Here is a 26,912-nt window from a genome sequence, read left to right as displayed (position 1 = left end):
TCCGAATCCGGAGTGCTTCGTTCAGTTCTTGCGATTGTTCGTTTGGTTGTGACTGCCTTTTGCTGCATGCAGTCAAACCTCTCCGCCTACGCCCTTGAACTTCTCAACGAACATTGAAATCTTTTCGAAGACGGTTGTCTTCTTCGTCCGAAAATGCGGGTTTAGCGGGCTCATTTTAGGTAGTACGGCATTTAGGTCGGCGCCGGTTTCGCTTGCAAATTCCCGCTTTATGGACACCGAAATATAACGCTTCGCGGCGTCTGAGTTAAGATTCTCTGACTTAATGAGTTCGTCGACCTCCTTGCGTTGCTCAGCCCGGGCAAATTTAAAGAAAGCGTCGATCACGCCAGCCTTGTCATCAATCTTATCAAGATCAGTCTGGTTAATGAAGTCCACAATCAGGCCCTCTTTGGCACGATTTCCAAGGCTACCGCGAATGACGCGGCGAGCATCCTCAATCAGATCCCTCTTGCTCTTCACCTTTTTGTTTTTTTCAAAGATGAGCTCGAGGATGTAGTCGAGGTTAATCTCCTGCGATTTCAGAAGATCTACTTCGAAAACGACATCATCCCACTCGATATCGCTTTGTTCTTGCTCTGCCGAAGACTTTTCCCGGCGTAGCCAATCGCGAATGTCGTTGTATGTTGATCTATAGTCTTGAACTGCTCGGTCTGAAGGCAGATCTATCACATCCATGTCGCGTAGGTCCTCGTCGCTCAAGTAATGCTTTTGCTTGAACTCCTCAACGGCAGCGGGATCTGCTAAATCCAGCCCTTGATAGGCTTTCAATGCAGAAAACTCGTCGTAGTTTCTAAGCACATTCTCAACTCTCAGATACTCACCAAAGAGCTTCGCGAACTCTTTCTTGTCTGCTTCTTTGACAATCTCGTCCGGCTTTGGAAAACGCTCGGTGAGCTCTTTGACAACATCAATGAACCCGCGCCGAGCCGCACCGGTTTCCTGATCAACGAACCCATTCATGTACTCGTCGTAGCTCTTCTCAAGCACGACGTTTTTTGTGTTCTTGTCACCGAACAGCGTGATCGCATCAACGGTCGCTTGCTCAAGGTCCCTGAACGCTACGATATTGCCGAACGTTTTGGTCGCATCGTAGATTCGATTGGTTCTGGAGAACGCTTGCATCAAGCCATGAAAGCGCAGATTTTTATCGACAAACAGGGTGTTCAGCGTTGGCGCGTCAAAGCCTGTAAGGAACATACCGACGACAATAAGCAAGTCGATTTCCTTCGAGCGAACACGGCTAGCAAGGTCACGATAGTAGTTCTGAAAACCACTGCTATCGACACTAAAATTCGTTTTGAAAAAGGAATTGTAGTCTTTGACTGCAGCGCTCAGAAATTCCTTGGCGCTAATATTCATTGCTGACACATCGAAGCTCTCGTCTTGAATGTTACCTATCGCGTCTTGCTGTTCGTTGGCCGCAAACGAGAAGATCGTGGCGATCTTCAGCGGCTTTTCACTGTCCGCCTGCAGGGCGTTCAAGGTTTCATAGTAGAGCTTCGCGGCATCCACACTACTGACAGCGAACATGGCATTAAACCCGCTGCTGCCCGCTTGCATCCGGTGGGTTTTTTGACGGAAGTTATTCAGTACATACTGAGAGACTTCCCGAATACGTTCTGGATGAAGCAGCGCTTGTTGGTTTTCAGCAGCGCTTAGTTTTTTTTCGTCTTGCTCTGTTTCGATGGCTTTGAACCGGGGGCGCACATCGTTGTAGTCGACTTTGAACTTCAGAACCTTTTCGTCGCGAATGGCATCGGTGATCACATAAGAATGCAGCTCGCGCCCAAATACGCCCGCGGTCGTTTCAGCCCCTAGCGCATTCTCAGGAAAGATCGGCGTTCCCGTGAAGCCAAACTGGTAAAATCGTTTGAACTTCTTCTTCAGATTCTTCTGTGCCTCACCGAACTGGCTGCGATGGCATTCATCGAAAATGAAGACCACCTGCTGGTCATATACCGACAGATCACCCTCTGCCTTTATCAGGTTGTTCAGCTTTTGGATTGTCGTGACAATGATCTTGTTATCATCCTTAGCCAAGTTGCGCTTCAACCCGGCCGTGCTGTCGGAACCGTTCACGCTGTCAGGGGAAAACCTCTGGTATTCCTTCATCGTCTGGTAGTCGAGGTCCTTCCGGTCCACTACAAAGAAGACCTTGTCGATGAAATCCAGTTCGGTTGCCAACCGCGCGGCCTTGAAACTCGTCAGCGTTTTACCGGAGCCTGTGGTGTGCCAAATGAAACCACCGCTCTCCGGCTTCCTCCAGTTTTTGGCCTCATATGAGCTTTTGATCTTCCACAGGATACGCTCAGTCGCTGCAATCTGGTAAGGGCGCATGATCAGCAACGTGTCGCTGACATCGAAAACCGAATACTGCAACAGAACGTTCAGCAGCGTACGCTTCTGAAGGAAGGTCGCGGTGAAATCCTTCAGATCTTTGATCAGTTCGTTGTCGGACTTCGCCCAGTTCATGGTGAAGTCGAAGCTGTTCTTATTGCGCTTGGTCGTGTTGGCGAAATACCGGGTGTCGGTGCCATTCGAAATCACGAAGAGCTGCAGGAACTTGAACAGGGAATGCTCGCTGTTGAAGCTTTCTTTGCTGTAGCGGTGAATCTGGTTGAAGGCCTCTCGGATCGCCACGCCGCGCTTTTTCAGCTCGATCTGCACCAATGGCAAACCGTTGATCAGGATCGTCACGTCGTAGCGATTGGCGTGCGTGCCGACTTGCTCGAACTGCTTGATCACCTGCAACTTGTTGCGGGCCATGTTCCTCTTGTCGACGAGGTAGATGTTCTGGATACGCCCGTCATCGAAGACGAAATCATGGATGTAGTCTTCGTGGATCTTGCGGGTTTTTTCGATGATGCTGTCGCTCGGCTTGTCGAGGTAGGTCTCGACAAAACGCTTCCACTCATCATCTGAAAACGTGACGTTGTTCAGCTGTTCCAGCTGCACCCGCACATTGGCAAGCATGGCATCTGGGGTTGTTAGAGCAGGCAGAAATTCATAGCCCTGATTGATCAGATCCTGCACTAACTCGCGCTCCAGAGCATCTTCGCTCTGGTATTGATTGGCGACGTCCCAGGCTTGGGTGTACTTGTCGAGAACGATAAAATTCTTCGATTCCGCGATGGGCTTTATGCGTTCAATCATTCGGCTGTTCTTCCAACGGTCTATACCCGTAATTCTCAGTTACATGGCGAAAAAGAAAGCCCAGTACGCGCTTGTCATCTTCATCGGGTTCCGCCACCTCTTCGCCAGCATGTGCCGAATGGCTAGACAGATTTATGATCCTAGCCATGTATGGGTCGGCGGACCCATCGGTTGTTCTGGGGAGGAGGTCGCCCCAGTTCTTGTACCCAAGAAAAGTAGACGTCTTTTCGAGAATGTTCCGCATGAAATTGAAATGGTATTTCCTGATTTGGCCAGTCCTGATAGCGGTTTGCAACTCGGACATCAGAAATAGGTGGTACGAGAAAGGGCGATCGTTGGGCTGGTCTTCCAAAACAAACGTACCGTCTTCCTTTTTGACCAGGCGGTACTGCTTGCAATCGCGTGGTCGGTAGGTGGAGTTGTTGGTTCTGTATTGAAATTCGTTGTGAAGGACATTGTAGAACAATGGGTTGTGGGTCGTAACGACGAACTTCAGCTCAGGTGGCGCGTTCTTGATCAAGCCGGCCAAGTTTACCGCCAGTTCAATCAAGTGGTTTTCGTCCAGCGAGCTGACGGGGTCGTCTATGAAAACGTACTGAAGCTGGTTGAACTGGTCCGTTTGCCGATCGCCAGGCTCTGCGACGCTGAGGACGGAAACCACTTCTTCTAGCAGCGTGTAGAAGACGCTCCAGATGAAGTTGCTTTCTTCGCCCTTTGAGATCTTGAAGTTCCCCGCTGCATCGTCGCCCCCTGTACCAAGGGAAAAGGTTACCTCACAGAATGCCTGCACCGTCGTGTCGTTGCCGTTGGCGTCTTGGCGTGTGTACTCTTCGTTGAATCTAGGGGTCAGCCTCTCGTTCGTGTAGCGCTGGAAGTTGGTGATGATGTTTCGGTCTTGCCCTTGCTCTTTCAGGATCCAGTCGGTGAAAGAGTTTGGCTGGATCATCAGCTTCGGTTCACCATCGTTCAGGATGTCATTGTCCCAATAAAACAGATCTTCGGTGAAGGCGTTGTAATACAGGATTTTCTGGCGTGAAGGTTCGCCTTCGTCGCCGTTCTCGGGCTTGGGGGCGACCAGGTTCTTCAAGGCCCGGGAAAGTCGGGTCTTCCCAGTGCCGTTGAACGCATAGATCAGCTGAACTTTCTTGTCGGCGGCGTGCAGCTGCTCTGCAATCTCTTCGAGGGTTTGGCTCATTTACGCCGCCTCCTCGGGCTTGGGGAAGCTCAGGAGAAGGTCGCGGTAATACTCATACTGCTGTTGCCGCAGTTTGATCTCACGCGGCAGGCCTTCGCTCAGAGAGTTCGTCAGCGTGTTGAACTTGTCGAGGATGGCGACGATGCGTGCCTGCTCTTCAAGAGATTTCTCGGGGTCATTTGGGTAGGGCACCGGCAGCGTGACCTTCTTGATGCCATCAATCAGGAGCCTTTTGATCTTGCCGCTGGAAACGTGTTTCGCCTTCTGATCATGGAAGGCGTCGGTTTGCATCGCATACGCGATGAACTTGGGGTTCATCTTGTGGCGAAAGGCGTAGCTGTCGTCATGAATGGCAACTTTTTCCTCTCCAAGCCAAGCCACGGCTTTCCCGACGTCCTCGATGGTCTCGCTGACACCTGCGATGACGACGTCGTTCGGTTCGGCGTATCGTAAGGAGTCGGCCATATCGCTTCTGACTTTGGACAGCGTTTCATGGGCATAGACACCGTAATGCGTGTAGATCTCACCGTAGTGGATGGCGGCAATGCCTTCATCGACATAGTCTGCCTTTGTGAAGCGCCTCCCTCGGATGAACTCGCCGATCTCGTCCAAGGTCCTCCACTCGACGTCGATACCTTCGAAACCTAGTAGTCGATCACGGTAGTATTTGTATTGCTTTCTGCGAGCGGTAAGCTCGGCGGTAAGCTCGGCGGTAAGCTCGGTGAAAAGGTCCAAAATTCGTACGATTTCAGTCTGAATTTCTAAGGATCGTTCTACATCGTTTGGGCATGGGATTGGTATTTGAAACCTGCGGAATCCATCCATGTCGACAGAAGCAAAACTCGACTTTGTCGTATTCCTTTGGCACCAGGTGGCAAGTCTAAATCCATAGTAGAAAAGGAACTTATCGATGAACCTATGGGCAAAATCGTCCTTCAAGGTAAGATTCGTAAACCTCTGATTGGCGAGATAGGGCACCCCAATTAGAGCATGCTCGCCAATCGTAGCCGAAGTTGCAATTATCATGGAGTTCGCCGGAAAAAGCTTTCCGCCTTTTACTGCACTCTCTGAAACCTGAAGCAATGAATGGTACAGAACCTGACCGTTGGCGCGTATGTCGTCCATTCTAAACCAAGGAACGCTACCGTTTTCCCAATACTCCTTTTTTGATCGACTCGGAGTATAGCCGTTTTTTATATGGAAAATGTCGGCAAGTGCATGCCATTCAACATCTGTTCCAGCCAAGAGCTTATCAAGAAACCCTGGACCCTTCACGCCTCGATCTCCGCAACGATGGCATCGATTTCGGCGCGTAGCTGGTTAATCTTGCCAACAGTCGTCTCAAGCTCGTCGTTTAGGCGAGCGATGCTGACCTTCTCCCGGGTGTCCTTAGGCTCGACGTAGGCGCTGACCGACAGGTTGTAATCATTCTCTGCGATCCTCTCGAAGGCCACGCTTTCTGCGACATGGGGCACATTTTCTTTTCTGTCGAAGATCTCCATGATCTTGGCGATGTGCCGGTCCTGCATAACGTTAATGTTAACGTCTTTGCGGAAGAACTCTGAGCCAGTGGCGTCGATGAACTGTACCTTTGTGTCGGTCTTGTTTTTGGCCAGCACGAGAATGTTCACCGCGATGGTGGTGCCGAAAAACAGGTTCGGCGCAAGTGCGATCACGGTTTCAACGAAGTTGTTGTCGACCAGATACTTACGGATTTTCTGCTCTGCCCCGCCGCGGTAGAAAATGCCGGGGAAACACACGATCGCGGCGCGGCCCTTGGCCGACAGATAGTGCAGCGCGTGAAGGACAAAGGCGAAGTCGGCCTTGGACTTCGGGGCTAGCACGCCTGCGGGCGCAAAGCGGTCATCATTGATCAGCGTCGGGTCATCGGAGCCCTTCCACCGAACGGAGTAGGGTGGGTTCGATACGATGGCATCGAAGGGCTTCTCATCGGCGAAGTGGGGGTCCTCGAGCGTGTTGCCGTACTGGATGTTGAACTTGTCGTAATTGATGTTGTGCAGGAACATGTTCATGCGGGCGAGGTTGTAGGTGGTGTAGTTAATCTCCTGCCCGAAGAAGCCGTCTTCAATTATGTGATCGTCGAAGTGCTTCTTGGCTTGCAGAAGCAGCGATCCGGACCCAGCCGCCGGGTCATAGATCTTGTTGACGCTGGTCTGCTTGTGCATCGCCAGCTGAGCAATCAGCTTGGACACATGCTGCGGCGTGAAGAATTCGCCACCCGACTTGCCCGCATTGGCCGCGTAGTTCGAAATCAGGAACTCGTAGGCGTCGCCGAACAGGTCTCCTTCGTTATCATCGAATTTCAGAGGGAGGCCCGCAACACCCTTGAGCACTTTGGCCAGGCGTTCGTTCTTGTGCTTGACCGTGTTGCCAAGGCGATTGCTGGTGGTGTCGAAATCGGCGAACAGGCCCCTGATGTCCTCTTCGGAAGGATACCCACTTGCAGACGCTTCGATCGCTGCAAAGACCTCCGCCAGATCCGTATTCAGGCTTTCGTTGGAACTTGCTGATTTGACCACGTTTGCGAACAGCTGTCTGGGGTAGATGAAATACCCCTTGGTCTTGATGGCATCAACTTTCACTTCATCGGGTATGTCGGCGTCCGACATGCCCGCATAGTCGATGCTCTCGTCGCCGGCCTCGATGTAGCTGGTGAAGTTCTCGCTGATGAAGCGGTAGAAGAGCGCGCCAAGCACGAACTGCTTGAAGTCCCAGCCATCAACGGCCCCTCGTACCTCATTCGCGATGCTCCAGATTTGGCGGTGCAGTTCGTCCCGTTGCTGCTGGCCTGTCATTCTTGACCCCCTTCTTGTTTTTGTTCCTGCTCGGAAATCCAGCGCTCAATCTCGCTTTTACGAAAGCGCCACGCGCTGCCCACCTTAAAGCCAGGGACCTTTCCATCCGATGCGAAGCGATACGCCGTTTTCTCCGCGATCTTGAGATACTCGGCGAGCTCTCTCACGGTCAGAATGTCATCGTTGGCCATTCCAAGGTGTCCTCTGCGAGGGATGTGAGTTGAAGCTAGTTGAAACAGGGGGAGTGGGCAAACACCGTTTTCGTTCAGCGGTCCAAGGTGTGGCTCCGGGTGCAGGTTGACGGAAGTGGGCTAGACAGACTGCGTGCCAAAACGTTCTCATTGTTCAGTCGGCGTGCGCGCGGGGGCGTCCAACGGCGGATGGCACTTCTCTGTTCTAGGCTAGGCCTGCAGTGAACATGCTTAGCTAGAGCGGTCGTGAGACAGCTCTTTTGTGAGAGTTGATCCCTTCGCCAACCGACGTGAGAGCGTCTGAACGAAGCCGCTATATCGCTCTTTGCCCTTCGCCTTGGCCGCCGCGTAGGTGTCATCGGGCAGGGGGGGCGTCGTCGTCAGCCAGAAGCGGACGAACAGCGCGAGCGCTTCGGTTGTGATCTCTTGGTCTCGTTCCAGCCGTTCAAGCGACCGCGTCAGGCGGTCCAGCCTGCGGACGATCGCGGCCTCGCTCTGTTCGGCGCTGTCGGGTGAGAGGAACGACGCCAAGGCCGCCTCGATGATCTGGGTTTTGGGAACGCGCCGCCGCGCCGCCAGTGCGTCGATTTCGTCGAAGAGGGCTGCGTCGACATAAGCGGTGATCTTGGCTTTCTTCATGTCGTCACCTCACAGTTCAATGCCGTCGTCTGGATCGAGGGCCGCTTGACGCGCGACGGCGCGGAAGCGGGTCTGCATGGCGCGGGCGCGTTGGGCCTCGTCATCGGGTTCGCCTTCGAGAGCGGCGAATTCCTCGCGCGGGAACGGCAACTCAGCCGCCACATCCTCATGTTCTGGGATTTCAGGCTCTCGTCGGATGCCACCATCCCCGTCGTCAGCGGGCTTTTTCGTGGCAGCTTCTTGGGGCGGTGCGACTGGCTGAAGACTGCTCCAATCGTCTGATCCCGCAGAGCTGACGGGTGCAGATCCTCCGACGATAGGCGGCTTTTGGATTCTCGCCGTCAGTTGCGCATCGCGGAAGTACCGCACTTTTTGTGCCCGGATCGGGGCTGCGCCGGACACGAGGATGATTTCGTCATCGGGCGGCAGCTGCATGATCTCGCCGGGGGTCAGCAAGGCGCGGGCGGTTTCCTGGCGCGAGACCATCAGATGTCCGAGCCACGGCGACAGGCGGTGCCCGGCATAGTTCTTCATCGCGCGCAGTTCGGTCGTGGTGCCGAGCGCGTCGGACAGGCGCTTCGCCGTGCGCTCGTCATTGGTCGCGAAGGCGACGCGGACATGGCAGTTGTCCAGAATGGCGTTGTTCTGGCCATAGGCCTTTTCGATCTGGTTCAGCGACTGGGCGATCAGGACGGCCTTGAGACCGTATCCCGCCATGAAGGCCAGCTGACTTTCAAAGAAGTCGAGACGGCCGAGGGAGGGGAATTCGTCGAGCATGAATAGAAGGCGGTGCTTGCGGTTGGTGTTGTGCAGTTCTTCCGTCAGGCGGCGGCCGATCTGGTTCAGGATTAGCCGGACCAGCGGTTTCGTGCGGGAAATGTCCGACGGGGGTACTACGAGGTAGAGGGTGAGCGGCCGCGCATCCGAGACCAGATCATCGATCCGCCAGTCGCAGCGCCGGGTCACGGCGGCGATCACGGGGTCGCGGTAGAGGCTGAGGAAGGACATGGCCGTGGACAGGACGCCGGAGCGTTCGTTCTCGGATTTGTTCAGCAGCTCGCGGGCGGCCTGAGCGACAACAGTATGCGGGCGATCTCCGAGATGGGCCGTCCGCATCATTGCCGTCAGTGTGGCAGCGATGGGACGCCGCGGATCGGACAGAAAGGCGGCGACGCCTGCCAATGTCTTGTCCTTCTCAGCATAGAGGACATGCAGGATCGCGCCCACCAGAAGGGAATGGCTCGTCTTCTCCCAATGGTTCCGTCGCTCGAGCTGGCCTTCGGGATCGACGAGGATGTCGGCAATGTTTTGGACGTCGCGCACTTCGCGCTCGCCGCGACGGACCTCGAGGAGCGGATTGTAGGCGGCGCTGGCCGCGTTGGTCGGATCGAAGAGCAGGACACGCCCGAACCGTGCCCGCCATCCGGACGTCAGCTGCCAGTTCTCGCCCTTGATGTCGTGGACAATCGCGGAGCCCGGCCAGGTCAGCAGGCTTGGGATCACCAGGCCGACGCCTTTGCCGGAACGGGTGGGCGCGAAGCACAGCACATGTTCTGGTCCGTCATGCCGGAGGTAGCGCTTTTCGAGACGGCCCAGCACGACCCCGTCGTCTGCGAACAGCTCGGCGGCGGTGATATCCTTGGGGCTTGCCCATCTGGCCGAGCCATAGGTTGTCACGTCGCTCGCCTCGCGCGCCCGCAGGACCGACAGCAAGATCGCGACGGCAATGGCGCCGATCCCGCCTGCGCCGGCGATCGCGGCCCCTTCCATGAAGACGCGCGGCGCGTAGGCGTCGTACCAGTACCACCAGGTGAAGACCTGCCACGGGCGGTAGATTGGCAGGCCAAACAGGGTGGTCAGAGGCGCGCCAAGCTGGGGTTGGAACCCGAGACGAAACGCGACCCATTGCGTCGCTGCCCAGACGAAGAGCAGCGCCACGATGCTGACGATAAGGACCTGGCCCCAGAGGATCTTGGTGGCCGATGACGTGTCCTGACGGCTCATGGTGATGTCCTTTCTGCTCAGAGGCTCAGCCCGCGCTTGCGTCCGAGGCTCCAATCGATCCCGCCGCCGGGCGTCATCGTGCCCGTGACGGTCTGGCCGAGATGGCGTTCGAGTTGCGGGGTCCAGGGCACGAGCGAGAAGCCGAGGCCATCGTCGATCATGGCGAAGCGGCCCGAGGCGAGATCGAGGCGTTGGCGAAACGTGCCCACGACATGCTCGCCCTCGTTTGGCTTGTGATGGGGAAGTCCGGTTTGGGCGCTGAGGTTCTGGGCGATGGCGTCCAGTTCGCGGTTGCGCAGGGTGGCCAGCAGATCGCGGGCAAAGGTCACGCGCTGGCCTTGCCGTCGGGCGAGACCTTCGGCGACAAGGTGATCCGAGCGGCGCACCAGCGCCTGGCGAACCTCCGCGCCAAATCCGGCACCACTCAGCGGTGCGCGGTCCCGGGCCAGATGCAGGCGGTCGAGCCAGGTCGCGCCATCGGCGTCGATCTGTGCGGCAAGCGGCAGATCGGAACGACCGAGAAGAGACAGTTGCGCTGTCCCGTCCGTCGTCCCTGTCCAGAGCCGGGTTTCGACGATACCACCTTGTGGCGTGTCGCCGGTCGCATCGAGATCCCGGAAGCGCAGGTGATGAACGCGACCATCAACACCGTCGATGATCGCGTAGCCGGTCCCGGCGTGGTCGTCATGAAAGCCGCGTTCCATGAGCCGCCCGAGGATCGGGGCCGTGGGCGTGCCTTCGATGGCGAAATCACCCGCTGCGCGGTGGCGGTCGGCGCCCATGGCCCGGTGCATTCTCTTGATGATGTCGCCGCGCATCCCAAGTTCGCGCAGAGTGTCTTCGGCACTCGGTTTCAGCTCCCAGGCGGCAGGGGCGATCTGTTCGGCCAGCCCGAGCCTCTCCAGTGTCTGGGCGCGCCCGATCATCAAGCGGCGCAGTTCCGGATCGCGGGGCTCCGGTGTGCCGCGGCGCAGGTCGGCGATGCCGACATGATCGTCCGCCAGCGATTGCAGGCCGCGGTCGAGATCGGTCCAGCGCTCCGCCGTGACCTGCGTTTCCAGGGCTTGGGAAATCTCGCGCGCGCTGCGGGGGCCCAGCTCCAGTTGTACGAGGTCTTCTGCGCGCGCTCGAAACCCCCGGCCGATGTAATCGCGCGAGATGACGAGATCGCGCCCATCGTCGGCTTTGCCGCGCAACAGGATGTGCACATGCGGGTTGTCGGTGTTCCAGTGATCAACCCCGACCCAGTCCAATCGGGTGCCGAGATCCCGTTCGGCACGGGCCATCAGATCCCGGGTGAAGGCGCGAAGGTCCTCGAGGTCGCCCGCGTTTTCCGGCGAGACGATGAACCGGAAATGATGCCGGTCCTCTTCGCAGCGCGCCGCAAAGCCATCCCGGTCGAGATCACCACTTTCAGCCTCGAACAGATCGGCATCACGCCCGTCTTGGCCGACACCGTCGCGCTGCAGGTAGCCGAGATGCTTGGCCATGGGCGCGGAGCGAAAGCGCTTGCCCTGGTTGCGCACGACGCGGGCCTTCACGACGACGCGCCGGGAGGTGCGAGTCAGGCCTTTGGCCGTTCGGGCAAACCGTCCGCGCCCGAAAGAGGTGTTGCCGGAACGCGTGCTGCCCGCGCCGATGCGATAGCCGGTATGTCCGGATTTCCGCGCAGCGCGCATCACCTCGTTGACGAAGCGTGTCGATTGCTTAGAGGTCCTGCCGCCGTCGCGGATGCGTCCGGGGCGGATGCGCAGGTCATTGTCGCGCCGGGTCATGGCGACACTCGCTTGCAGGGCCAGCTGCCGCTTGAAAAACCCCCATAAATCAGCTTTCTAGGTGAAGTCCTGCGGCATGCGGCTTGGATGTGCCGCGCAAATCCTCGCAGAGAAACAACAGCTTGAGGTCCGCTTGCGGCACCTCTTTTATCTCGCGCTCTTTCTGTTGAGACCGTGCGCGTCGATCCTCTCCGGCACATTCCTCCGACCGGGCTTTCCAGACCTCGCCATGGTGCGATTTCGCGGATCATGGTGTTCGCCTCTGGCTGAGAGGCACGAAAATCCCGTTCTGAGACGCGTCAGACGCAATCCGTTGAGTGTCATCACCCGGTGTTTGACCCTCCTCAGCCGTTGCCACGAACAGCGGGGCGTCGCGCCAGTCCTGTGTCCTGCGCGGGCGGCTGACTGCCTGCGCAACGTTGGTCCCGTCGCCGATGAGTGGCGCGAGGATGGCAAGGTAATTGCGGGTTTCACGCGGCAAGTCGCGACCGGTATCAAGGTGCTCTTGGTAGCGCGCAGGCCCGGCATTGTAGGCCGCGAGAAAGCCGGGCGATTCGAACCGATCATACATCTGCCGCAGATAGGCGGTACCGGCGAGGATGTTGTCGCGTGGATCGAAGGGATTATCGCCAAACCCATAAGCTGCGCGCAACTCGGCCCAGGTGCCGGGCATGATCTGCATGAGCCCCATGGCGCCTGCGTGGCTGACCGCACGTGGATTGCCCGCACTCTCGACCTCCATGACGGCACGGAGCCAGTGCTGCGGGATGCCGAACCTGCGCGAGGCTTCTGCGATATAGTTGTCGATCGCTTGCTGTTCAGATGCAGGAGCAGTGCGGTCCTGAGCGATCACGGCGGACGGTGCCACGGTCATCGGCATGCAGAGGATCAGTACAAGCGCGGTCGTGACGCCCGCGTGCCGACGGCTGTGACCGCGTTCAAGACTACGCATCTTCCGCCCCTCCAAATGTCCAAAGAGGGATGGCGCGTCCGAGGATCGTGTCCCCTGACAACGGGCCGAAATACCGTCCATCGAGGCTGTCCGCGACACCTGCGACGAGCAAGAAAACCTCGTCCGAGCCGATGGTGACACATCCCGTCCATCTGGGAAGCGGGCGACCCTGCCGGTCATTCGATGCTGCTTGGGCAACAACGGTGCCGTCGATGGTGATATCGAGATCGTGGCGACAGGCGGTCATGCCCGAGACGGCTGTGACGCGTTTCAACAGCAAGGTATCCGCACCGACATAGCCGCGCTCAACCACCCAGGATGACAGGTCTTCCGGCAGGCGCACGGCAACGAGATCGCCCAGCGATGGCCCGTGTGACGCTCGAGCGACGTAGAGGCCGATCGGCACGCTTGCTGTGGCATTCCAGATCAGGCGCGGTGCGCGATCGATCTGTGCAGCTGCGAGAAGACTAAGGGACAAACCGGCCGCGAGGAGGGGAGAGACCGCCGCGCTCATGTCGTTACCATGCGACGCTTGAGCCAGGCCGCATGCCGGGCAGGGGTGTAAGGCCGGGGCTCCAATGCCGCGGTCAGGCGGTTGTGGACGTGCCGCCAATGATCGGGACAGACATCTTCCGGTGCGATGCCATAGCTTTCCACGATGTCGACGGACCGCAGCGCCGCCTCGACCTTGGGCCAGCCGGAGAGGCGCAGCAAAAGCTCTCCGCCTGGCGTGACACAGGGCACCGTGGAGCAGGGCTCGCCAGCGCCGACGGCGCGCAGAATGTCGATCCGGCTTTCAACGGTGCCGTGGTCGTTCGACGACCAGCGGACGAGCGCGAAGATCGCGCCGGGAGCGAAGGCCACGCGCTTTTCCGTGCGCGTCAGGATGGTTTCCCCGGCCATCTGACCGAAACGGATCCAGCGCTCGATACGCCCTTCGATCCAGGTGAGGTGGACAAGTGTCTGCATCGGCTCAGCGCCCCCGCCGCAGATAGGCCGGCGAAACGGCGGCATGGCGTTTGGCGGGCAGAACGCTGTCTTCGGTCTCGTCTGAGGTCGAGGTCTTCTCGCCCCTGGTGACCCAGGCCTGCAGATCGTCGACCGCATAGACGACACGCCCGCCGATTTTCGAGTACCGCGGGCCGGTCCCGTAGGTCCTGTGTTTTTCCAGAGTGCGTCCGGAGAGGCCGAGAAAGCGAGCGGCTTCCGGGGTTCTGAGGTAGCGGGGCGGGAGTCCTTCATTTGGGTCGGGCATTTTAGCATCTCCGGTGGCTAGGCCGCGCGACGGCGCGTCGCGGGCTGTCGGAGGTCATGAAAACGGAAGAGCGCCGTGAGGAGGGATGACGAAGATCGCGCCGTGAAAACGTCACCCCCAAAGGCCAACAGGATCAGGGATTGATGGGAGTTCGATTTTCGGAGATCGCACGGTGATCACTTGCGCGGCTTGGAGCGCCCCGTGGGTCCTTTGCCGAGAAGGAGATAGCGATAGCCTTTGGTGGTGAGATGCGTACCATGGGCTGACAGTCGGGTGATCTGGGCCTTGAGGGAGCTGGTCTTCCAATGCTCGCGCGACACAGCCTCGGCGCCGTACAAGTGCCGCGCGATCGTCTGGTAGCTGGCATCGTCCCGGCGCGCGTCGAGCGTGCGCAGTGCCAGCTGGATGCGCCGTCGCTGCTGCGACGTCAGGGGCGGAGGGGATCGTTTGCGGTACAACAGCTGCGCGCGAAGCGCCTTGAGTATGTCCACTCGTGCCGCCCAATGTTCGTCCAACGGCAGCAGAATCCCAATCGGGCGTTGGAGGTTTTTGGCATCCAGCACAAGCAATGCGCCTGTTGCGAGGCGCACATACATCAAACCGCCCTGCGTTCCGATGACGGTCAGATCATCTGCATCAATGTGCGGCGCGGTGGTGTCGCCGCCGGGGACCGGTACAGCATACCCGACCGCCGCCGGGGCGGTTGATGGCTTCCAGAATACGGGTGCATCGGGTGCGTCGATGTCCGGGTCAACCGGGAAATCGCAACCCCCATGCGGCCGGTGATTTCAATCCATCCCGCATTTGCGGGTAATTGGCGCGATAGTCGGAATTACGGCGTAAGCACTCCCAGGCCAGCCCGGACAGGTCGAGACTGTCGAAATGCTTGTACGCCGTTTCGTCTTGCCAATCCTTGGTCATGGCGAAGCTCCGCGTCAGCTGTTTCGATGAACAATGAGTATAGCTTGGTGATGCGTCAAAACGACGGCAGGAACGGTTGCTTTGCGCAACCTGCGCGGGTGTTCGCCGATCTCAGATGGATCGGGCAAAGTTCAGCCAGTCCGGCCTTCAAGCAGCTTGCGATAGCCTTGCTCCGTCATCCAGCGGGCGCGGGCGAGGTGGCTGTCGTACATCTTTTTGGCACGCTCTGGTTCTTCGGCGGCATCTATACCGAATAGAATCTCACTAACTTCCTGCAGGCTGGCTCCGCTTTCAGCGGCATCAAACAGGCGCAAGTACAGCGTCATGTGCGCGTGGTCGTAATCGGTCAGCTCATCGCTTTGTGGTGCGAGATCAGCGATCGGCGTGGTGCCGGTGGCAGACATGATTCCCCCTCGCCGTTGGGCGTTAAGGCTCATAACAGCACATCAGATTGCATGTGCAAGGTCGGATTGCGGTCAGTCAAACTGCAGATGAGCATAATAATACGTCGCACCAAAATACGCGATAGGTTCTTTACTCGCGGATGGACATCCGCGTTGTTTTTGCAAGGAATCTCAAGCACTACCGCCAATTGCGCGGGCTGACACAGGCCGCGTTGGCGGCGGCGATGGATGTCGACCGCGCGCATGTCAGCGCGATGGAGCGCGGTCAGCAGAATGTCACCTTGCAGACCCTGCAGCGGGTCGCAGCGCATCTGGATGTGGCCCCAGCGAAGCTGATCGAAGAACACTCGGAATCCGAATAGATTTCCAGGATCACCAAGTCCCTATCTGATTTGGGCGGCTGGATTGGACGACGGCGCTCGGCTGCTTGGTGGCACTGGTTTCGTTGGCTGCCCGAGGTGTGCACTTTCGCCCGCGTGCTTTTCTGCGCCTTATCCAGTCGGCCCCGGCATAGGTCACGGCGTGGATATACACCTCGCGTGCATCATCGTCGATAGTGAAGGCGATCACGGCCTTGCGGCCTGCAGGAATGCCGCGCAGCCCGGGCGCAATCCCATCCCGACGGCTGCCCTCTTGGGGCAGTTCGGTAAGGCTAGCGATAGCTGCTTCGATCTCGTCCAACCTGCGCGCTGCCTATTGAGGGCCGGCATAATCGTTCAGCCAGCGAATAATCGCGTCTAGATCCTCCGCAACCGCCGGATGGAACCGGATGCGATGGCTCACGCCTCGCGCGCGGTCTGAAGGCGGGCCCGGGCGTCGGCAAAGGCTTTCTCCGCCGAGACATAGTCGGTTTGCGGCATGTCGAGCCGCGCCCGAATTTCTTCGGCCATCGCGCCGAGGGCCAGCTCGCGTTTCTCTTCATCGCGCATCATCTGCTCCAGAGCCGCTGCCACAGCCGCGCTTTGCGACGCGAAGACGCCTTGGCCCACCTTGTCGGTCAGGAACCGATGGTGGCGGTCGGTGAAGCTGATGGTTGTCTTGACGGTCATGCTGGGCTCTGGGGTATGGCTTAGTCATATAGGCGAAGGCTTGAAGACCAACAAACTCTTCGAGGAGGGCGGGAAGCGGTCGTTCGCTGCGGATGGAACGTTTCAATCACAGCCTCCGCCAAGCAGACATTGGATACCATTCTGATTGCTACACCCAAGCGTTGACTTGGCAGCCTCCCAAAGACTAACGTCATAGTTGAGCAGCGTATTTTTTTCAGGTTTTTCATGCGTCGAGACTTTCGACTTTACGAACTTAGTGACGATGATTTCGAAGACCTTTGTGTCAAGATATCGGTTGATTGGTTGGGAAAGGCAGTTACGCCTTTCGCGCCAGGTCCTGACGGTGGTAGGGATGGCAAATTCACGGGTACAGCCAACTGCTTCCCAAGCTCAGCCGAACCGCTGAAAGGTAAGGTCGTTTTGCAGGCGAAGCATGCAGCGTCTCCGATCGCATCCTATTCGGATCGTCCGTTCCAAAGGAAGCTGAAGAATGAGGAATACCCTCGTATCAAGAAGCTGATCAAAGATGAGATGTGTGAGCACTACATACTATTTGCCAATCGGAACCTGACAGGCGGTGCTGAAAAGAAGCTTCACAAGGAGCTTATGAATCTTGGGCTTCAGTCGGCCCACATTATTGGTACCGGCCGACTGGATGTCGAACTTGAAGGAAATCCGAGCCTCGCACAGTCCCTGCCAAACGCCAGGGACGCTCAGCCGTTCACGTTTCAACCAGACGACATAGTTGAGGTGATCACCGCTTTGCACGCCTATTCGGACGGGCACATTGACGAGGCCTTCGACAGCGCCCAATCATTCGATACAATATCGATCAAGGCGAAAAAGAACCCAATCAATGGATTGTCCAAAGAGTTCTATGAGCAAGTAATCGAAGCGGAGTCGATGCTTCATTTCGGTAGGATTGAACGCTTCCTCAAGAACCCACGAAACGACGAGTTCCGAGAACTGTACCACGACGCCGCCGACGAACTTAAGCAAAAGCTCATCGTGGAGCGCGATCAGTTTCCAGACTTTGACCGAGTATTTACCTTCTTGTATGATAAAGTTCAGAGCCAGCGGGACGCACTGAAAGGGAAGCGACGTCTTGTGAGCATCCTCTTGCATTACATGTACTGTAACTGCGATATCGGCGTGAAGAGCGAAGATGAGCTGGCGGCCTGATCATGTTAACTGCAGAAAAGCATCTTGATCTCGATACTTCACTAGTTCGTATCGCCGCTGTGATCTTGAAGGAACTAAAGCGCAAGGGAGCTGTCGCATTTGAAGCGCTCCGAAAGCTGATTATTCGACGCGTTGGTGAAGACGGAGAACTGATGTTTCTTCCCGCTTTGCGGTTTCTTTTCCTACTAGGTCGTGTCGAGTATCACGCAAAAAACGACGTCATTGAGCTTGTCGGTGTGAACAATGCAGATTAGCCGCCTGTACAGCAACCATGACGAAACCTTCACACCCGTGGATTTCAATTTTGGGGATGAGGCCACAAGATTGAACGTAGTCCTGGGCGAAATCCGTCATCCGTCAGATCTAGCGAGGGACTCGCACAATCTTGGTAAGACCACACTCCTGCATCTGATAGACTTTTCCCTACTGAAGGGCATGTGGCCAGGACACTTTCTGGTCAAAAACAAGGCTCTGTTCGAAGGATATCAGTTCTTTGTCGAAATTGCGTTGAACTCAGGTGGATTTGCGACCGTAAGGCGAGGCGTGAATGATCCCAATTTGATCTCGCTCGCGAGACACGAAAGCCAAGAACTTAGGTTTGTCGATGCACCGGAAGAACGGTGGGATCACTTTGAGTTGAGTAGAAGCGACGCCGAAGTCATTTTGGATAGTTGGCTTGATTTGCGCGTCTTGAAGCCGTTCAGCTTCAGAAAGGCGATTACCTACTTTCTGCGTGCGCAAAGTGATTGGGATGATGAGCTAAAGCTTCAGAAATTTGCCTCATCTAAGGATCAGTATTGGAAGCCATTCATCGCGAGGCTGTTTGCGTTCGACGATGGTTTGGTACAGCAAAAGTATAGTCTGGACGAAGAGCATGCCGAGAAGAAAGCAAGGCTAGATCATCTTCAAAGTGAAGTGCAGTTTTCCGAAGACGAGTTACCACAGCTAAGCGCGCAGATATCGTCACTAGCGCAAGACATCCAGTCAAGTGAGACCGCTTTGGATGGGTTCAGTTTTGACGAAGAAGAGCGGAAACTTGTGCGTGATCTCGTGAACGAGATTGAGGCTGAGATATCAGACATTTCGGCGACTCTGTATAATTTGCGTTTTGATATCAGGCAGATAGATGAAGCTCTCGCCCACAAGGACAAGTTCGATCTGAAAGATGTCAAGTCCATCTTTGACGAAGTAGAGCTTCATTTCCCAAAGCAACTCGCCAATGACTATGAACAGCTCGTGGCTTTCAATCGAAAAATAACAAAAGAGAGAAATGCCGCGCTGCGCAAGCAACGCAAGTCACTTGAAGAAAGGCGAGTGGAGCTTGCTGAGCGGAAACGCGTTTTGGATGCTCAGCGATCGCAACGACTGCATTTCATGAAGGCGACCGACACCTTTGAAAAATTCAAGGAACTTCAAAAAGGCTTGGCCGATCACAAAGCTCGTCTCGTTTACTTGGAGGAACAAAAGAAAAAGCTTGAACTCGTCGCTGCCGCCGCTCGCGATCTGCGCGAAGTTGAGCGAAATCGGGGGCGGGTTACCGATGAGTTGAAGGCTATGGTTGAAAGGCCCAATCAACTCTTTGACCGCTTCAGAAACACCTTTAACGCGTATTGTAAGCGGGTATTGAACCACGATGGAATAGTTTACTTTCGAGTGAACCAACAAAACAATTTTGACTATGAGATTGGCTTGTCGCTCCCTGGAAGCTCGACAACAACATCAAATTTGTCCGATGGGACTAGTTATCAAAAACTCATCTGCGTTCTCTTTGATTTGGCACTTTTGAGCGTATACGAAGATGCTCCCTTCTTCCGTTTCGTTTACCATGACGGCGTTTTCGAAGGTTTAGACAACCGAAAAAAGAATAACTTACTCGACGTGATCAATGAGCAGACCGGCGCTGGAAAGCTACAGTACATTTTTACCTTGATCGACACTGACCTGCCTCGCGATTTGGAAGATCAGCCTGTTCGGTTTTCTGATGAAGAGGTGGTGCTCAGGCTACACGACGATGGGAGGGATGGGCGCTTGTTCAAGATAGCTGAGTTCTAGACGGATAGGGCACCGCTAGTTGCCGATTGCTTACCGATTTGGCACAGGGCGCCCAGTCAAGGCGCCTTGGCGTCCGCGTACTTCGCGAAAAGGCGATAGAGCTGTCGTCGAACGCCAATATCCGCAATGCTCGCTGCGGCTGCAGCATCGTGGAAAGCTGTTGGATGTCCGCTCTGGGCCTTCCCTGATGACCGATACTTCGGGGCTGATCCGGACACTACGAGGTGAACAAATGCCTGCTGCTACGATTCGTGTTGAGCACTCCGCATAAGAGAGGCAATCAGAGTACCCAGCTGAACCCCGTCGCCTCTTCCGACACTTCCCACAGCTTTTCCATGACCGCCTTGTCATAGGCATGAGGATTGAGCGTGCCCTTTCCGACCGGGCCGCCTGTTTGCATCAACCCGGTGGGGCCATAAAGCGCGCGCTGCTCTAGCCCGTCCTCGGTCGCGCACATGATCTCGGGGTAAGCCCCTTTTTCGGCGGTTTGAACCATTGGCGTCTTGCTCATCAGCCACCACGTCAGCCGCGTCAGGAAACCGCCACTCGTGCTTATCAATGATGTCGCGGATGCACCGGGGTGGCAGACGTAGACCTGAACGTTCGAGCCTGTTCCCTTCAGGCGATCCTGCAACTCATAGGCAAACATCATCTGGGCCAGCTTGCTCTGGCTATAGACAGGGTTCGCGCTGTAGTTTTTGTCCCAATTCATGTCATCGAACTGGATGGTCTTGATCCCCAGGTTGTAGCCAAGGCTGGCGACAACGACGATGCGGCCTTTGCTGGCTTCGATCCGGTCAAACAACATTCCGCACAGCACGAAATGCCCGTAGTGATTTGTGCCAAGCTGGCTTTCGAACCCATGAACGGTCAGTTTCTGCGTCGGCACTTGTGCTATAGCCGCGTTGCAGATTAGCGCGTCGATTTGGGGAACAGTTCTCATCACTTCTTTTGCGGCCGCCCGCACGCTTGCAAGATCGGACAGGTCCATACGTACAAAGCTTACATCGGCCTCAGCGCCGAACTCTGTTTTCAGTTCTTGGACAGCGGCGGTTGATTTGTCCGCGCTGCGGTTCAGCATCACCACCTTTGCGCCCTTGGATAGAAAGGTGCGTGCGGCCTGGAAACCAGCACCTGCGTTGGCACCGGTGATGACGTAGGTCTTGCCTGCAAGCGATCCGAGGCGCTCTGGCGTCCAGCCTTTCGGTCCGAATGTCGTATCTGCCATTGTGTCGCTCCTTATGACGTCGGCACATCGGCCGCGCAGTGCATGTTGGTGTCCTGAAAGTGTAGGTAGCTCTCGCTGATACTTGAAAATAGGCGAGATCGTCGCGAATACTTGCCTGATTGTCTCAGTTAGGTTGCCAGCGCGGAGTCTGCGGCACTAGATTGGCCGCATGAGCAAACAACGTATCAAACAGCTTATCGAAGACCGCACTGACCAAGACGGTCTGACGGAAACTGGCATCCCAGGCGTACGCTTGTTTCGGGCAACACAAGCTATCCCTTGTGTTCCGGCGGTGTATGAACCCAGCGTCGTTGCTATTGTGAGCGGTTCCAAGGAGGCTGTCTTGGATGGCCACAGATACGTCTACGACGATAGCAGTTATTTGTGCTGCCCGATGTCGATGCCGGTAAAGGCCGGGACCCCCAATGCATCGACTGATAACCCTCTTTACGGTGTCTTTATTTCGCTGAACCAACGGGTCATGACGGAACTGACTTTAGAGATGGAAAATGTGGGTGGCGCGCTTCCTGCGCTCAAAAGTGACTTGCGCGCGCAGGGGATCAGACTGGCAGAGTGGGGTGAAGGTTTCACCGATGCGCTGCAGCGCCTTTTGCAGCTTGGCGCAAATCCAACCGACGCTGCTGTTCTTGGCGATGCCCGACTGCGTGAACTCTATTATGCTATCCTGCAAGGCGAGGCTGGCTTGTTTGTTCGACAAGCCTTTGGTGCTGGTAACGCCATTGCACGGTCCATTGCGCATGTATCGTCCCACTTAGATGCGCCAATCTCTATTCATGACATGGCGGCTCACGCAGGCATGAGCCGTGCCGTATTTCATCGCAAGTTCAAACAGGTCACAACAATGGCCCCAATCCAGTTCGTGAAATCAATGCGCCTCAACAACGCGGCAATGAAGATTGCAGGGGGCATGACCGTGAACGAGGCGGCAATTGATGTGGGATACGTCAGCCCTTCCCAGTTCAGCCGAGAGTTCAAAAGGTTGTATGGACAGTCGCCACGGCAGTGGAGCAACGGCCATCATGTTGCGATTGGTAGTGCTTGAACGGTGGCGATGTCTGCGCAATCTGTGATTTCGCCCGCTACGCATTTCGCGCCGACGTTGAATGTCTGCTATGCGGGCTGCAAACGCAGCATCGAAATGACAAGGTCAACGTCCGCAATGGGCCGATTGCAACTATCTTATATCATTACGAAAATCGGCGGATTCCGGACTTTCGCTGTAGTTGCACGCAATACAATAGTGAACTGCAAGAGCAGACATTCATCGATGAACAATTGGCGTCGAGAACTCAGCCCTTTCAGCAAATTTGGCAGCCCGACGTTGACGAGGCATCTTATCACAGGATTGCCGCGCGATCTTCGAGGTCGGCTGTGAAGCCTACCTCCCAAATGCCGCAATGTGAATTTTTCACTCGAACGTCCGAAGGAACCGATGCGACAGTTGGCCTTCAATGCTGTAATGTCCGGAAGTAGAAAGGCTCGCCGAGAAATACTCCCAGCGAGCCTCGCAGAGCTTTGCAGTCCTTGCCCGTGCTCAATTACTCAACTTTGAAGTAAGCGTCGGCCGACATCTCCGTCGGCCGAACCTCGCATCGGTTCACATCGCCCCCGCCATAGCGCAAACGCTGACCATCCTGATCGACCATCACCAAGTCCATGTCCAAGCAGTCCGATACGATAAACGGTGGACCGTTCACACAATCGGCCACTTCGACGGCGACTCCAATTTCAAGTGGGCAATCGGCCATGTTGAGAGCCTCCCAGATTTCGGGCGCATCGACAAAGATCTCCACGCGCGAAAAGTCGTTTGTCATGTTGACTTCCATCGCACCTGGAATTTCCGCCGATGCACCCTGTGGGTCCCAGGGGCCGCTGGAATGGTACTTGAAAAGAGGCATCTGCAGCGCCTCGTCCGCAAAAATTTCGAAGATCAGGTCTTGTGCCGTTTCAGTGAAGACCGTTGTCACTTGCAGATATGCCGTGCCGCCATCGGGTGCAGGCTGTTCACCTATTCCGGTTTTCCATGTGCCAAGCACATCGTCAGGCGTTGTTGCAAAGGCAAGCGTTGGTGTCAGTACACCTATGCAGAGTGCGAGAATTGAGATCTTTAGAGGCATTCTATTGTCCTTTCAGAGATGGGGTTGAAACCGGCCGCGCAGGAGTGAGCGACCGGAGAGAGTGTTATCCAAGGGGGATCAGGGGAAGGCCCATCAGAGCTTGTGCAAAGATGGCGAAAGTCAGTGTGGCATAGCCGAATGCGGCAATGCGGATGGTCCGGACGGCACCGTTCGCTTCTCCGGCACGACCAAGCCAAAGCGCCAGAAGTGGTAGCGCCTGCATGGCGTGCAGCGATGCGAAATGTGCCGGGCGCAGGTCACCGGTGACGCCAGACCAACCTACCAACGGTAGGGTCGGCGCTCCTTCGGGATGCAGGCCAACAAAGCGCGTACTCCCAACGCTCATGTATCCCGCCACGATCATGGTAAGCACGAAGGTCAGAAGAAAGCCCAACCAGATCGCTTCGCGCAGAGCGGGGCTGAGGGCTGCAGCCTGATCGCGCTTGGCAACCCAGCCTACCACTGCCGTCCCTACAACCAGTGCCACAGCGCCTATCGCCATAACGGTCGTGTACATCAACTCTGTAAAAGGAGTGGACAGGTTGAAATGCGAGGCCTCTCCGCGACCGGCCTGATACATCATGTAGGCCATCTCTGACAGAAATGCCGCCGCCATGACCCAGCCCGTGATCTGCATTGTCCAGCCTTCTCGGGCCGGGGCAGATAGCCGCGTTTCCACGAGCGCCAGAGTTCCGAAGAGCAGCGCGAAACTCAGCGCGAACTTGAGCGGCTTCATCCAGACCGGGACGCCTTCGATCAGGCGCGGGTCCACGAAGCCCCAGAGAATGGATAAGGCAGCAAGCACGATTGCCACAACAGTCAGCGTGATGAATTGGGTCGGCGAAGGGGCCGGGACAGCGGGCAGATTGGTTTCAAGCAAAGACATTGTGCGTTCCTTCGAGGGATTTGGTTTGTGTGGGAAGACGCCGGGCGCGCAGGCCCAACTCCGTCAGCGCAGCGATCAGAAAGCCGAGCGGCCCGAGCATGAAGGTCGATAGCAGGATTGGTGTCTGAACCAGGCGGCCGATGCTGACGCGATCCATCCGGGCCGCCATCACCGCTCCGATGAACAGATCAAAGGCGAGAAAGTGCACCCAGGCTGCAAGCAACGCCCAGTCGTCGGCCAGAAGCTTCGCTACATCAGACAGGCTGTCAAATCCCCCACCCATGCCCGAAAAGCGGCTGAAGATCAGCGCGGCATAGACGGCAGACAGACCTGCGGGGATGATCCATAGCGGGAGTGCGTTGAGCCACACGGAACGTCTAGGGCCAAGGATCAGCAATGCCCATCCAGCCATCGCGGCGGTGCCAACATGAGAGAAGAGAAGCTCTGGGGTCATTTTATATCACCACTGTAAATTTCCATTGGTAATTTACTGAGTGCAATCTCTTGCAATGTCCAGAAGAAAAATTTACATTGGAAATATGGAGGCTCTAAATTGCTGAAAGAAAACAGAAAAAAATATCATCACGGTGATCTTAAAGCGGCTTTGGTTGAGGCTGGTCTGGCAGAGCTTGAGGAAAAAGGGCTCGAATCTGTCTCGCTCCGCTCGATCGCGGCGCGGGTCGGGGTCAGCCATACAGCACCCAAGAACCACTTTGACGGGCTGCGTGGTTTGCTGACCGCGATGGCGACTGACGGGTTTCGACGGCATGCGGCCGAAATGCAGCGCGGCGTCGAAGATCATCCGCCGGGCAAGGCGCGCCTCGATGCGGCGTGCAACGGATACCTGCGCTTTGCGTTGGAGAACCCCGAGTTGTTCAAACTCATGTTCACCAGCCGTTTCCACCTTTCGGATGATGATGCGTTGAAGCAAGCCGGTTGGGCAAGCTACAGCGTGTTGCGCGACGTGGCCCATGGTCTTGACTGGGACAAAGCCGGCGCCCCGGGCGGACCATGGCGCACAGAATGGATGCTTTGGAGCCTCGTGCATGGCTACGCGATGCTGCTGATCGACGGCGAAATCCGGCGCGAAGATGATGGTGCTCCGCCCTTCAGAATGGACGAGATCATGCCCGGTTTTGGCTACTTCCCGGACGTAATCGACAATCGACCCAAGCCGTTTCAGGGTCAACGTAGGGGCGAAGATTGAATACTTGCGGCCCGCTACAACTCGTTTCTTTACGCCTCTTCACGCGTGGGCAGAGCAATGCCTTCAATCATCTCCCGTCGATCCAGAACGGCGGACGACAGCGCTTCGAAGGCTGCTCTAATCCGGGGAGAATTGCGCAAACTATCGTGTGTCAGGATCCACAACGCATTCAAATCCCGCAGGCGCGTAGGCGCCAGCCTGACAAGCTGGGGAAGGGCGTCGCCAAGATAGCAAGGTAGCTCAACGGCAACCGGTGTAGTCTGCGCAATCGCAGCTTGTGCGTCGATGTCGGACACGGTCGCCACGACACGCACATTGTCGAAGCCGAGCGACGCGAATGTCGTCTCCACCACGGCATCGCGTGCCCAACCGATTACGGGCAAGGGACTCTTGGCTTGTTCAAGAGAGCCTTTTGCGTCCCGGGCTACGAAAACCGTTGAACGCACTTGGCAGAGCCTTCTGCCGAACAGGGACGGCGCCGGCGCGTTCTGCATCCTCAGAACGATGTCGGAATCTCTCCGGTCTAGATCGGCAAAGGCATCTCCGAGCAAGAAAGTCAGCGCGATATTGGGATGGCGCGCGCGCAGCGTTGCCACGGAGGCGGCCGCGACGTGGGTCAGAAGGCTTGCATTCATTGAGACCGTGACCGGACCCCTCGCAACCTTTCCGGCCCCATCCAATGATCGTGCTAATGCCTCGGATTCCGCCGCCATACGCTCGGCATGTTCCACAATCTGGGCACCTTCGTCCGTCAGCGCGTAGCCCCGAACTGATTTAACAAACGCAGTGACGCCCATCGCTTTTTCGGCGACAGCAATCCGATGCGCCAAGGTGGTGTGGGCGACGCCGATCTCTGTCGCAGCGGCGCGCACGGTTCCATGCCGCGCAACCAGCAGGATTGCCTGCAACCCGTCCCAGCCTGAAGTATTGGTGTGTTTTTGCACCATATTGGTGTCTTATCATCTACTTTTGCTCAGTCAAAGACTGCATAACTCTGCATCACACAAATCAGAAGAAAGGAGGCCATTCATGGCCACTATCACCAAAACAGCTACCCTGCGCGCGTCTGCGCCAGATGTCTGGAGCGTTGTTTCCGACATCGGAAACGTGCCCGCCCTGACCGGCATGATTACGGAAAGCGTGATTAAAGGGGATCACCGGACATGTCGTATGGCGGATGGACAGACCCTTGAGGAAAGCATCCTGTCAGTTGATCACGACCTGCAGCGTTTGGCCTATCGCGTGCATTCCTCGCCCTTCCCGATGACGGAACATGCCGCTTCTATCGTAGTAACCGACGACAATGGCGCTGCGCACGTGACCTGGACGACTGATCTGTTGCCGGACAGCGCGGCACCCATCTTTGCCGAGGCGGCCGATCTGATGTTCGCCGACATGATTGAGCGGATGGGAGGTACGGCATGAAACGTATCATTCTTACTGCCCTCGTTTCGCTCGCAGTTGCGTTGCCTTCGTCCAGCATTGCACAGGATCTTTTTGCACGCGTGCAAACCGCTGCTGATCAGGACGATGTGTATTTCATCGCCCAGTTGAAGGTAGACGACATGGAGGCGTTTCAATCCGAATATGTGCCAGGCACAGCTGCACTTCTTGGTGCAACGAGCGCCTTAGTTCTGGCTGTGTCGCCCGCACCAATGGTTGTTGAAGGCACATGGGACAGCAACTGGACGGTGCTCATGCGTTTTGAGAACCAGGCGGATTTCGATGAGTTCTACAAGGACGGCACCTATCAGGAACAGTTTATTCCGATCCGTACTCGCGCGGCCAGCATCAATAACGTCGTCATCCTGCCAGCCTTCGATCCGGCAGTTTTTGGTGGCTAG

General features: G+C 56.5%; 30 protein-coding genes. 8 read left to right on the top strand and 22 right to left on the bottom strand.

The window, feature by feature from the left end:
• Positions 1-72 precede the first annotated feature (72 nt).
• From Q1A51_RS02470 to Q1A51_RS02400, 15 genes are all read right to left on the bottom strand, one after another.
• On the bottom strand, positions 73-3,174 hold the full coding sequence (locus Q1A51_RS02470) for a type I restriction endonuclease subunit R (RefSeq protein WP_299603430.1): 3,102 nt from the start codon (positions 3,172-3,174) through the stop codon (positions 73-75).
• Positions 3,167-4,369, bottom strand: a complete 1,203-nt coding sequence (locus Q1A51_RS02465) for an AAA family ATPase (protein ID WP_299603428.1) — start codon at positions 4,367-4,369, stop codon at positions 3,167-3,169. The genes Q1A51_RS02470 and Q1A51_RS02465 overlap by 8 nt, the downstream gene beginning before the upstream one ends.
• Complete coding sequence (locus Q1A51_RS02460) at positions 4,370-5,644, bottom strand: restriction endonuclease subunit S (protein ID WP_299603425.1); 1,275 nt, start codon at positions 5,642-5,644, stop codon at positions 4,370-4,372.
• Positions 5,641-7,185: a type I restriction-modification system subunit M gene (locus tag Q1A51_RS02455; RefSeq protein ID WP_299603422.1), complete on the bottom strand. Its 1,545-nt coding sequence runs from the start codon at positions 7,183-7,185 to the stop codon at positions 5,641-5,643. The genes Q1A51_RS02460 and Q1A51_RS02455 overlap by 4 nt, the downstream gene beginning before the upstream one ends.
• On the bottom strand, positions 7,182-7,376 hold the full coding sequence (locus Q1A51_RS02450; RefSeq protein WP_299603420.1) for a helix-turn-helix domain-containing protein: 195 nt from the start codon (positions 7,374-7,376) through the stop codon (positions 7,182-7,184). Before Q1A51_RS02450 ends, Q1A51_RS02455 begins: the two co-directional genes overlap by 4 nt.
• A 231-nt stretch (positions 7,377-7,607) precedes the next feature.
• Positions 7,608-8,015 (bottom strand): ribbon-helix-helix protein, CopG family, encoded by a 408-nt coding sequence (locus Q1A51_RS02445; RefSeq protein WP_299603418.1) that lies wholly within the window; start codon positions 8,013-8,015, stop codon positions 7,608-7,610.
• Positions 8,016-8,024: 9 nt separating this feature from the next.
• Entirely contained in the window at positions 8,025-10,019 is a 1,995-nt protein-coding gene (locus Q1A51_RS02440) for a conjugal transfer protein TraG (protein ID WP_299603416.1), read from the bottom strand.
• A 17-nt stretch (positions 10,020-10,036) separates the two neighbouring features.
• Positions 10,037-11,794 carry a DUF3363 domain-containing protein gene (locus tag Q1A51_RS02435; protein WP_299603414.1) on the bottom strand — a complete coding sequence of 586 codons (1,758 nt, stop codon included), beginning with the start codon at positions 11,792-11,794 and terminating at the stop codon, positions 10,037-10,039.
• Positions 11,795-12,041: 247 nt separating this feature from the next.
• Positions 12,042-12,746: a lytic transglycosylase domain-containing protein gene (locus Q1A51_RS02430; protein ID WP_299603412.1), complete on the bottom strand. Its 705-nt coding sequence runs from the start codon at positions 12,744-12,746 to the stop codon at positions 12,042-12,044.
• The gene (locus tag Q1A51_RS02425) at positions 12,739-13,260 is read right to left on the bottom strand and encodes a S26 family signal peptidase (protein ID WP_299603409.1); all 522 of its coding nucleotides are present in this window, start codon (positions 13,258-13,260) and stop codon (positions 12,739-12,741) included. The genes Q1A51_RS02430 and Q1A51_RS02425 overlap by 8 nt, the downstream gene beginning before the upstream one ends.
• Entirely contained in the window at positions 13,257-13,715 is a 459-nt protein-coding gene (locus Q1A51_RS02420; RefSeq protein WP_092059643.1) for a DUF2840 domain-containing protein, read from the bottom strand. Before Q1A51_RS02420 ends, Q1A51_RS02425 begins: the two co-directional genes overlap by 4 nt.
• A 4-nt stretch (positions 13,716-13,719) precedes the next feature.
• Complete coding sequence (locus Q1A51_RS02415) at positions 13,720-14,001, bottom strand: helix-turn-helix domain-containing protein (protein ID WP_299603402.1); 282 nt, start codon at positions 13,999-14,001, stop codon at positions 13,720-13,722.
• Positions 14,002-14,177: 176 nt separating this feature from the next.
• Positions 14,178-14,597, bottom strand: a complete 420-nt coding sequence (locus Q1A51_RS02410) for a DUF2285 domain-containing protein (protein WP_299603399.1) — start codon at positions 14,595-14,597, stop codon at positions 14,178-14,180.
• A gap of 154 nt (positions 14,598-14,751) precedes the next feature.
• Entirely contained in the window at positions 14,752-14,922 is a 171-nt protein-coding gene (locus Q1A51_RS02405) for a DUF6499 domain-containing protein (RefSeq protein WP_161861004.1), read from the bottom strand.
• Positions 14,923-15,053: 131 nt separating this feature from the next.
• Positions 15,054-15,326: a DUF2285 domain-containing protein gene (locus Q1A51_RS02400; RefSeq protein WP_299603378.1), complete on the bottom strand. Its 273-nt coding sequence runs from the start codon at positions 15,324-15,326 to the stop codon at positions 15,054-15,056.
• A gap of 140 nt (positions 15,327-15,466) precedes the next feature.
• Between Q1A51_RS02400 and Q1A51_RS02395 the strand changes: the two genes are divergently transcribed.
• Positions 15,467-15,688 carry a helix-turn-helix transcriptional regulator gene (locus Q1A51_RS02395; protein WP_299603374.1) on the top strand — a complete coding sequence of 74 codons (222 nt, stop codon included), beginning with the start codon at positions 15,467-15,469 and terminating at the stop codon, positions 15,686-15,688.
• A 10-nt stretch (positions 15,689-15,698) separates the two neighbouring features.
• Here the strand turns inward: Q1A51_RS02395 and Q1A51_RS02390 are convergent, their stop codons facing one another.
• Positions 15,699-16,007 carry a hypothetical protein gene (locus Q1A51_RS02390; RefSeq protein ID WP_299603371.1) on the bottom strand — a complete coding sequence of 103 codons (309 nt, stop codon included), beginning with the start codon at positions 16,005-16,007 and terminating at the stop codon, positions 15,699-15,701.
• A gap of 98 nt (positions 16,008-16,105) precedes the next feature.
• Positions 16,106-16,375 carry a hypothetical protein gene (locus Q1A51_RS02385; protein ID WP_299603368.1) on the bottom strand — a complete coding sequence of 90 codons (270 nt, stop codon included), beginning with the start codon at positions 16,373-16,375 and terminating at the stop codon, positions 16,106-16,108.
• 225 nt (positions 16,376-16,600) lie between these two features.
• On the opposite strand from Q1A51_RS02385, the gene Q1A51_RS02380 reads away from it, so the two are divergent.
• Genes Q1A51_RS02380 through Q1A51_RS02370 form a run of 3 tightly spaced genes read left to right on the top strand, consistent with a single transcriptional unit; the run spans position 16,601 to position 19,609 of the window.
• Positions 16,601-17,557 (top strand): ABC-three component system protein, encoded by a 957-nt coding sequence (locus Q1A51_RS02380; protein ID WP_299603365.1) that lies wholly within the window; start codon positions 16,601-16,603, stop codon positions 17,555-17,557.
• A gap of 2 nt (positions 17,558-17,559) precedes the next feature.
• On the top strand, positions 17,560-17,811 hold the full coding sequence (locus Q1A51_RS02375) for an ABC-three component system middle component 8 (RefSeq protein ID WP_299603362.1): 252 nt from the start codon (positions 17,560-17,562) through the stop codon (positions 17,809-17,811).
• The gene (locus tag Q1A51_RS02370) at positions 17,801-19,609 is read left to right on the top strand and encodes a DUF2326 domain-containing protein (protein WP_299603360.1); all 1,809 of its coding nucleotides are present in this window, start codon (positions 17,801-17,803) and stop codon (positions 19,607-19,609) included. The genes Q1A51_RS02375 and Q1A51_RS02370 overlap by 11 nt, the downstream gene beginning before the upstream one ends.
• 280 nt (positions 19,610-19,889) lie before the next feature.
• Here the strand turns inward: Q1A51_RS02370 and Q1A51_RS02365 are convergent, their stop codons facing one another.
• Positions 19,890-20,837, bottom strand: a complete 948-nt coding sequence (locus Q1A51_RS02365; protein WP_299603357.1) for an SDR family oxidoreductase — start codon at positions 20,835-20,837, stop codon at positions 19,890-19,892.
• 169 nt (positions 20,838-21,006) lie between these two features.
• Here Q1A51_RS02365 and Q1A51_RS02360 point away from each other — a divergent pair, with 169 nt between their 5' ends.
• The gene (locus Q1A51_RS02360) at positions 21,007-21,900 is read left to right on the top strand and encodes an AraC family transcriptional regulator (RefSeq protein WP_299603354.1); all 894 of its coding nucleotides are present in this window, start codon (positions 21,007-21,009) and stop codon (positions 21,898-21,900) included.
• 496 nt (positions 21,901-22,396) lie between these two features.
• Here the strand turns inward: Q1A51_RS02360 and Q1A51_RS02355 are convergent, their stop codons facing one another.
• The 3 genes from Q1A51_RS02355 to Q1A51_RS02345 all read right to left on the bottom strand — a co-directional run bounded on the left by Q1A51_RS02355 (position 22,397) and on the right by Q1A51_RS02345 (position 24,315).
• Positions 22,397-22,975, bottom strand: coding sequence for a hypothetical protein (locus tag Q1A51_RS02355; RefSeq protein WP_299603351.1), 579 nt, complete (start codon positions 22,973-22,975; stop codon positions 22,397-22,399).
• A gap of 64 nt (positions 22,976-23,039) precedes the next feature.
• Positions 23,040-23,861: a hypothetical protein gene (locus Q1A51_RS02350; RefSeq protein ID WP_299603348.1), complete on the bottom strand. Its 822-nt coding sequence runs from the start codon at positions 23,859-23,861 to the stop codon at positions 23,040-23,042.
• The gene (locus tag Q1A51_RS02345) at positions 23,848-24,315 is read right to left on the bottom strand and encodes an ABA4-like family protein (protein ID WP_299603346.1); all 468 of its coding nucleotides are present in this window, start codon (positions 24,313-24,315) and stop codon (positions 23,848-23,850) included. The genes Q1A51_RS02350 and Q1A51_RS02345 overlap by 14 nt, the downstream gene beginning before the upstream one ends.
• A gap of 99 nt (positions 24,316-24,414) precedes the next feature.
• Here Q1A51_RS02345 and Q1A51_RS02340 point away from each other — a divergent pair, with 99 nt between their 5' ends.
• Positions 24,415-25,068, top strand: coding sequence for a TetR/AcrR family transcriptional regulator (locus Q1A51_RS02340; protein WP_299603343.1), 654 nt, complete (start codon positions 24,415-24,417; stop codon positions 25,066-25,068).
• 29 nt (positions 25,069-25,097) lie between these two features.
• Here the strand turns inward: Q1A51_RS02340 and Q1A51_RS02335 are convergent, their stop codons facing one another.
• The gene (locus tag Q1A51_RS02335) at positions 25,098-26,015 is read right to left on the bottom strand and encodes a LysR family transcriptional regulator (RefSeq protein ID WP_299603341.1); all 918 of its coding nucleotides are present in this window, start codon (positions 26,013-26,015) and stop codon (positions 25,098-25,100) included.
• Between the two features lie 82 nt (positions 26,016-26,097).
• On the opposite strand from Q1A51_RS02335, the gene Q1A51_RS02330 reads away from it, so the two are divergent.
• Together Q1A51_RS02330 and Q1A51_RS02325 are read left to right on the top strand one after the other, a co-directional pair.
• Positions 26,098-26,493: an SRPBCC family protein gene (locus tag Q1A51_RS02330; protein ID WP_299603339.1), complete on the top strand. Its 396-nt coding sequence runs from the start codon at positions 26,098-26,100 to the stop codon at positions 26,491-26,493.
• The gene (locus tag Q1A51_RS02325) at positions 26,490-26,912 is read left to right on the top strand and encodes a DUF1330 domain-containing protein (protein ID WP_299603337.1); all 423 of its coding nucleotides are present in this window, start codon (positions 26,490-26,492) and stop codon (positions 26,910-26,912) included. The genes Q1A51_RS02330 and Q1A51_RS02325 overlap by 4 nt, the downstream gene beginning before the upstream one ends.

Source organism: uncultured Tateyamaria sp. (assembly GCF_947496075.1).
In the GTDB taxonomy this organism is placed as follows: domain Bacteria; phylum Pseudomonadota; class Alphaproteobacteria; order Rhodobacterales; family Rhodobacteraceae; genus Tateyamaria.
The sequence above is the reverse complement of the archived record's forward strand: the minus strand, read 5'-3'. Positions and strand labels throughout refer to the sequence as shown.

What these genes read in the sequence shown, in the direction of transcription:
- Q1A51_RS02470 (WP_299603430.1), bottom strand. Translation starts at nt 3,174, where the DNA reads ATGATTGAACGCATAAAGCCCATCGCGGAATCGAAGAATTTTATCGTT.
- Q1A51_RS02465 (WP_299603428.1), bottom strand. Translation starts at nt 4,369, where the DNA reads ATGAGCCAAACCCTCGAAGAGATTGCAGAGCAGCTGCACGCCGCCGAC.
- Q1A51_RS02455 (WP_299603422.1), bottom strand. Translation starts at nt 7,185, where the DNA reads ATGACAGGCCAGCAGCAACGGGACGAACTGCACCGCCAAATCTGGAGC.
- Q1A51_RS02450 (WP_299603420.1), bottom strand. Translation starts at nt 7,376, where the DNA reads ATGGCCAACGATGACATTCTGACCGTGAGAGAGCTCGCCGAGTATCTC.
- Q1A51_RS02445 (WP_299603418.1), bottom strand. Translation starts at nt 8,015, where the DNA reads ATGAAGAAAGCCAAGATCACCGCTTATGTCGACGCAGCCCTCTTCGAC.
- Q1A51_RS02440 (WP_299603416.1), bottom strand. Translation starts at nt 10,019, where the DNA reads ATGAGCCGTCAGGACACGTCATCGGCCACCAAGATCCTCTGGGGCCAG.
- Q1A51_RS02435 (WP_299603414.1), bottom strand. Translation starts at nt 11,794, where the DNA reads ATGACCCGGCGCGACAATGACCTGCGCATCCGCCCCGGACGCATCCGC.
- Q1A51_RS02430 (WP_299603412.1), bottom strand. Translation starts at nt 12,746, where the DNA reads ATGCGTAGTCTTGAACGCGGTCACAGCCGTCGGCACGCGGGCGTCACG.
- Q1A51_RS02425 (WP_299603409.1), bottom strand. Translation starts at nt 13,260, where the DNA reads ATGAGCGCGGCGGTCTCTCCCCTCCTCGCGGCCGGTTTGTCCCTTAGT.
- Q1A51_RS02420 (WP_092059643.1), bottom strand. Translation starts at nt 13,715, where the DNA reads ATGCAGACACTTGTCCACCTCACCTGGATCGAAGGGCGTATCGAGCGC.
- Q1A51_RS02415 (WP_299603402.1), bottom strand. Translation starts at nt 14,001, where the DNA reads ATGCCCGACCCAAATGAAGGACTCCCGCCCCGCTACCTCAGAACCCCG.
- Q1A51_RS02410 (WP_299603399.1), bottom strand. Translation starts at nt 14,597, where the DNA reads ATGTATGTGCGCCTCGCAACAGGCGCATTGCTTGTGCTGGATGCCAAA.
- Q1A51_RS02405 (WP_161861004.1), bottom strand. Translation starts at nt 14,922, where the DNA reads ATGACCAAGGATTGGCAAGACGAAACGGCGTACAAGCATTTCGACAGT.
- Q1A51_RS02400 (WP_299603378.1), bottom strand. Translation starts at nt 15,326, where the DNA reads ATGTCTGCCACCGGCACCACGCCGATCGCTGATCTCGCACCACAAAGC.
- Q1A51_RS02395 (WP_299603374.1), top strand. Translation starts at nt 15,467, where the DNA reads ATGGACATCCGCGTTGTTTTTGCAAGGAATCTCAAGCACTACCGCCAA.
- Q1A51_RS02385 (WP_299603368.1), bottom strand. Translation starts at nt 16,375, where the DNA reads ATGACCGTCAAGACAACCATCAGCTTCACCGACCGCCACCATCGGTTC.
- Q1A51_RS02380 (WP_299603365.1), top strand. Translation starts at nt 16,601, where the DNA reads ATGCGTCGAGACTTTCGACTTTACGAACTTAGTGACGATGATTTCGAA.
- Q1A51_RS02375 (WP_299603362.1), top strand. Translation starts at nt 17,560, where the DNA reads ATGTTAACTGCAGAAAAGCATCTTGATCTCGATACTTCACTAGTTCGT.
- Q1A51_RS02370 (WP_299603360.1), top strand. Translation starts at nt 17,801, where the DNA reads ATGCAGATTAGCCGCCTGTACAGCAACCATGACGAAACCTTCACACCC.
- Q1A51_RS02365 (WP_299603357.1), bottom strand. Translation starts at nt 20,837, where the DNA reads ATGGCAGATACGACATTCGGACCGAAAGGCTGGACGCCAGAGCGCCTC.
- Q1A51_RS02360 (WP_299603354.1), top strand. Translation starts at nt 21,007, where the DNA reads ATGAGCAAACAACGTATCAAACAGCTTATCGAAGACCGCACTGACCAA.
- Q1A51_RS02355 (WP_299603351.1), bottom strand. Translation starts at nt 22,975, where the DNA reads ATGCCTCTAAAGATCTCAATTCTCGCACTCTGCATAGGTGTACTGACA.
- Q1A51_RS02350 (WP_299603348.1), bottom strand. Translation starts at nt 23,861, where the DNA reads ATGTCTTTGCTTGAAACCAATCTGCCCGCTGTCCCGGCCCCTTCGCCG.
- Q1A51_RS02345 (WP_299603346.1), bottom strand. Translation starts at nt 24,315, where the DNA reads ATGACCCCAGAGCTTCTCTTCTCTCATGTTGGCACCGCCGCGATGGCT.
- Q1A51_RS02335 (WP_299603341.1), bottom strand. Translation starts at nt 26,015, where the DNA reads ATGGTGCAAAAACACACCAATACTTCAGGCTGGGACGGGTTGCAGGCA.
- Q1A51_RS02330 (WP_299603339.1), top strand. Translation starts at nt 26,098, where the DNA reads ATGGCCACTATCACCAAAACAGCTACCCTGCGCGCGTCTGCGCCAGAT.
- Q1A51_RS02325 (WP_299603337.1), top strand. Translation starts at nt 26,490, where the DNA reads ATGAAACGTATCATTCTTACTGCCCTCGTTTCGCTCGCAGTTGCGTTG.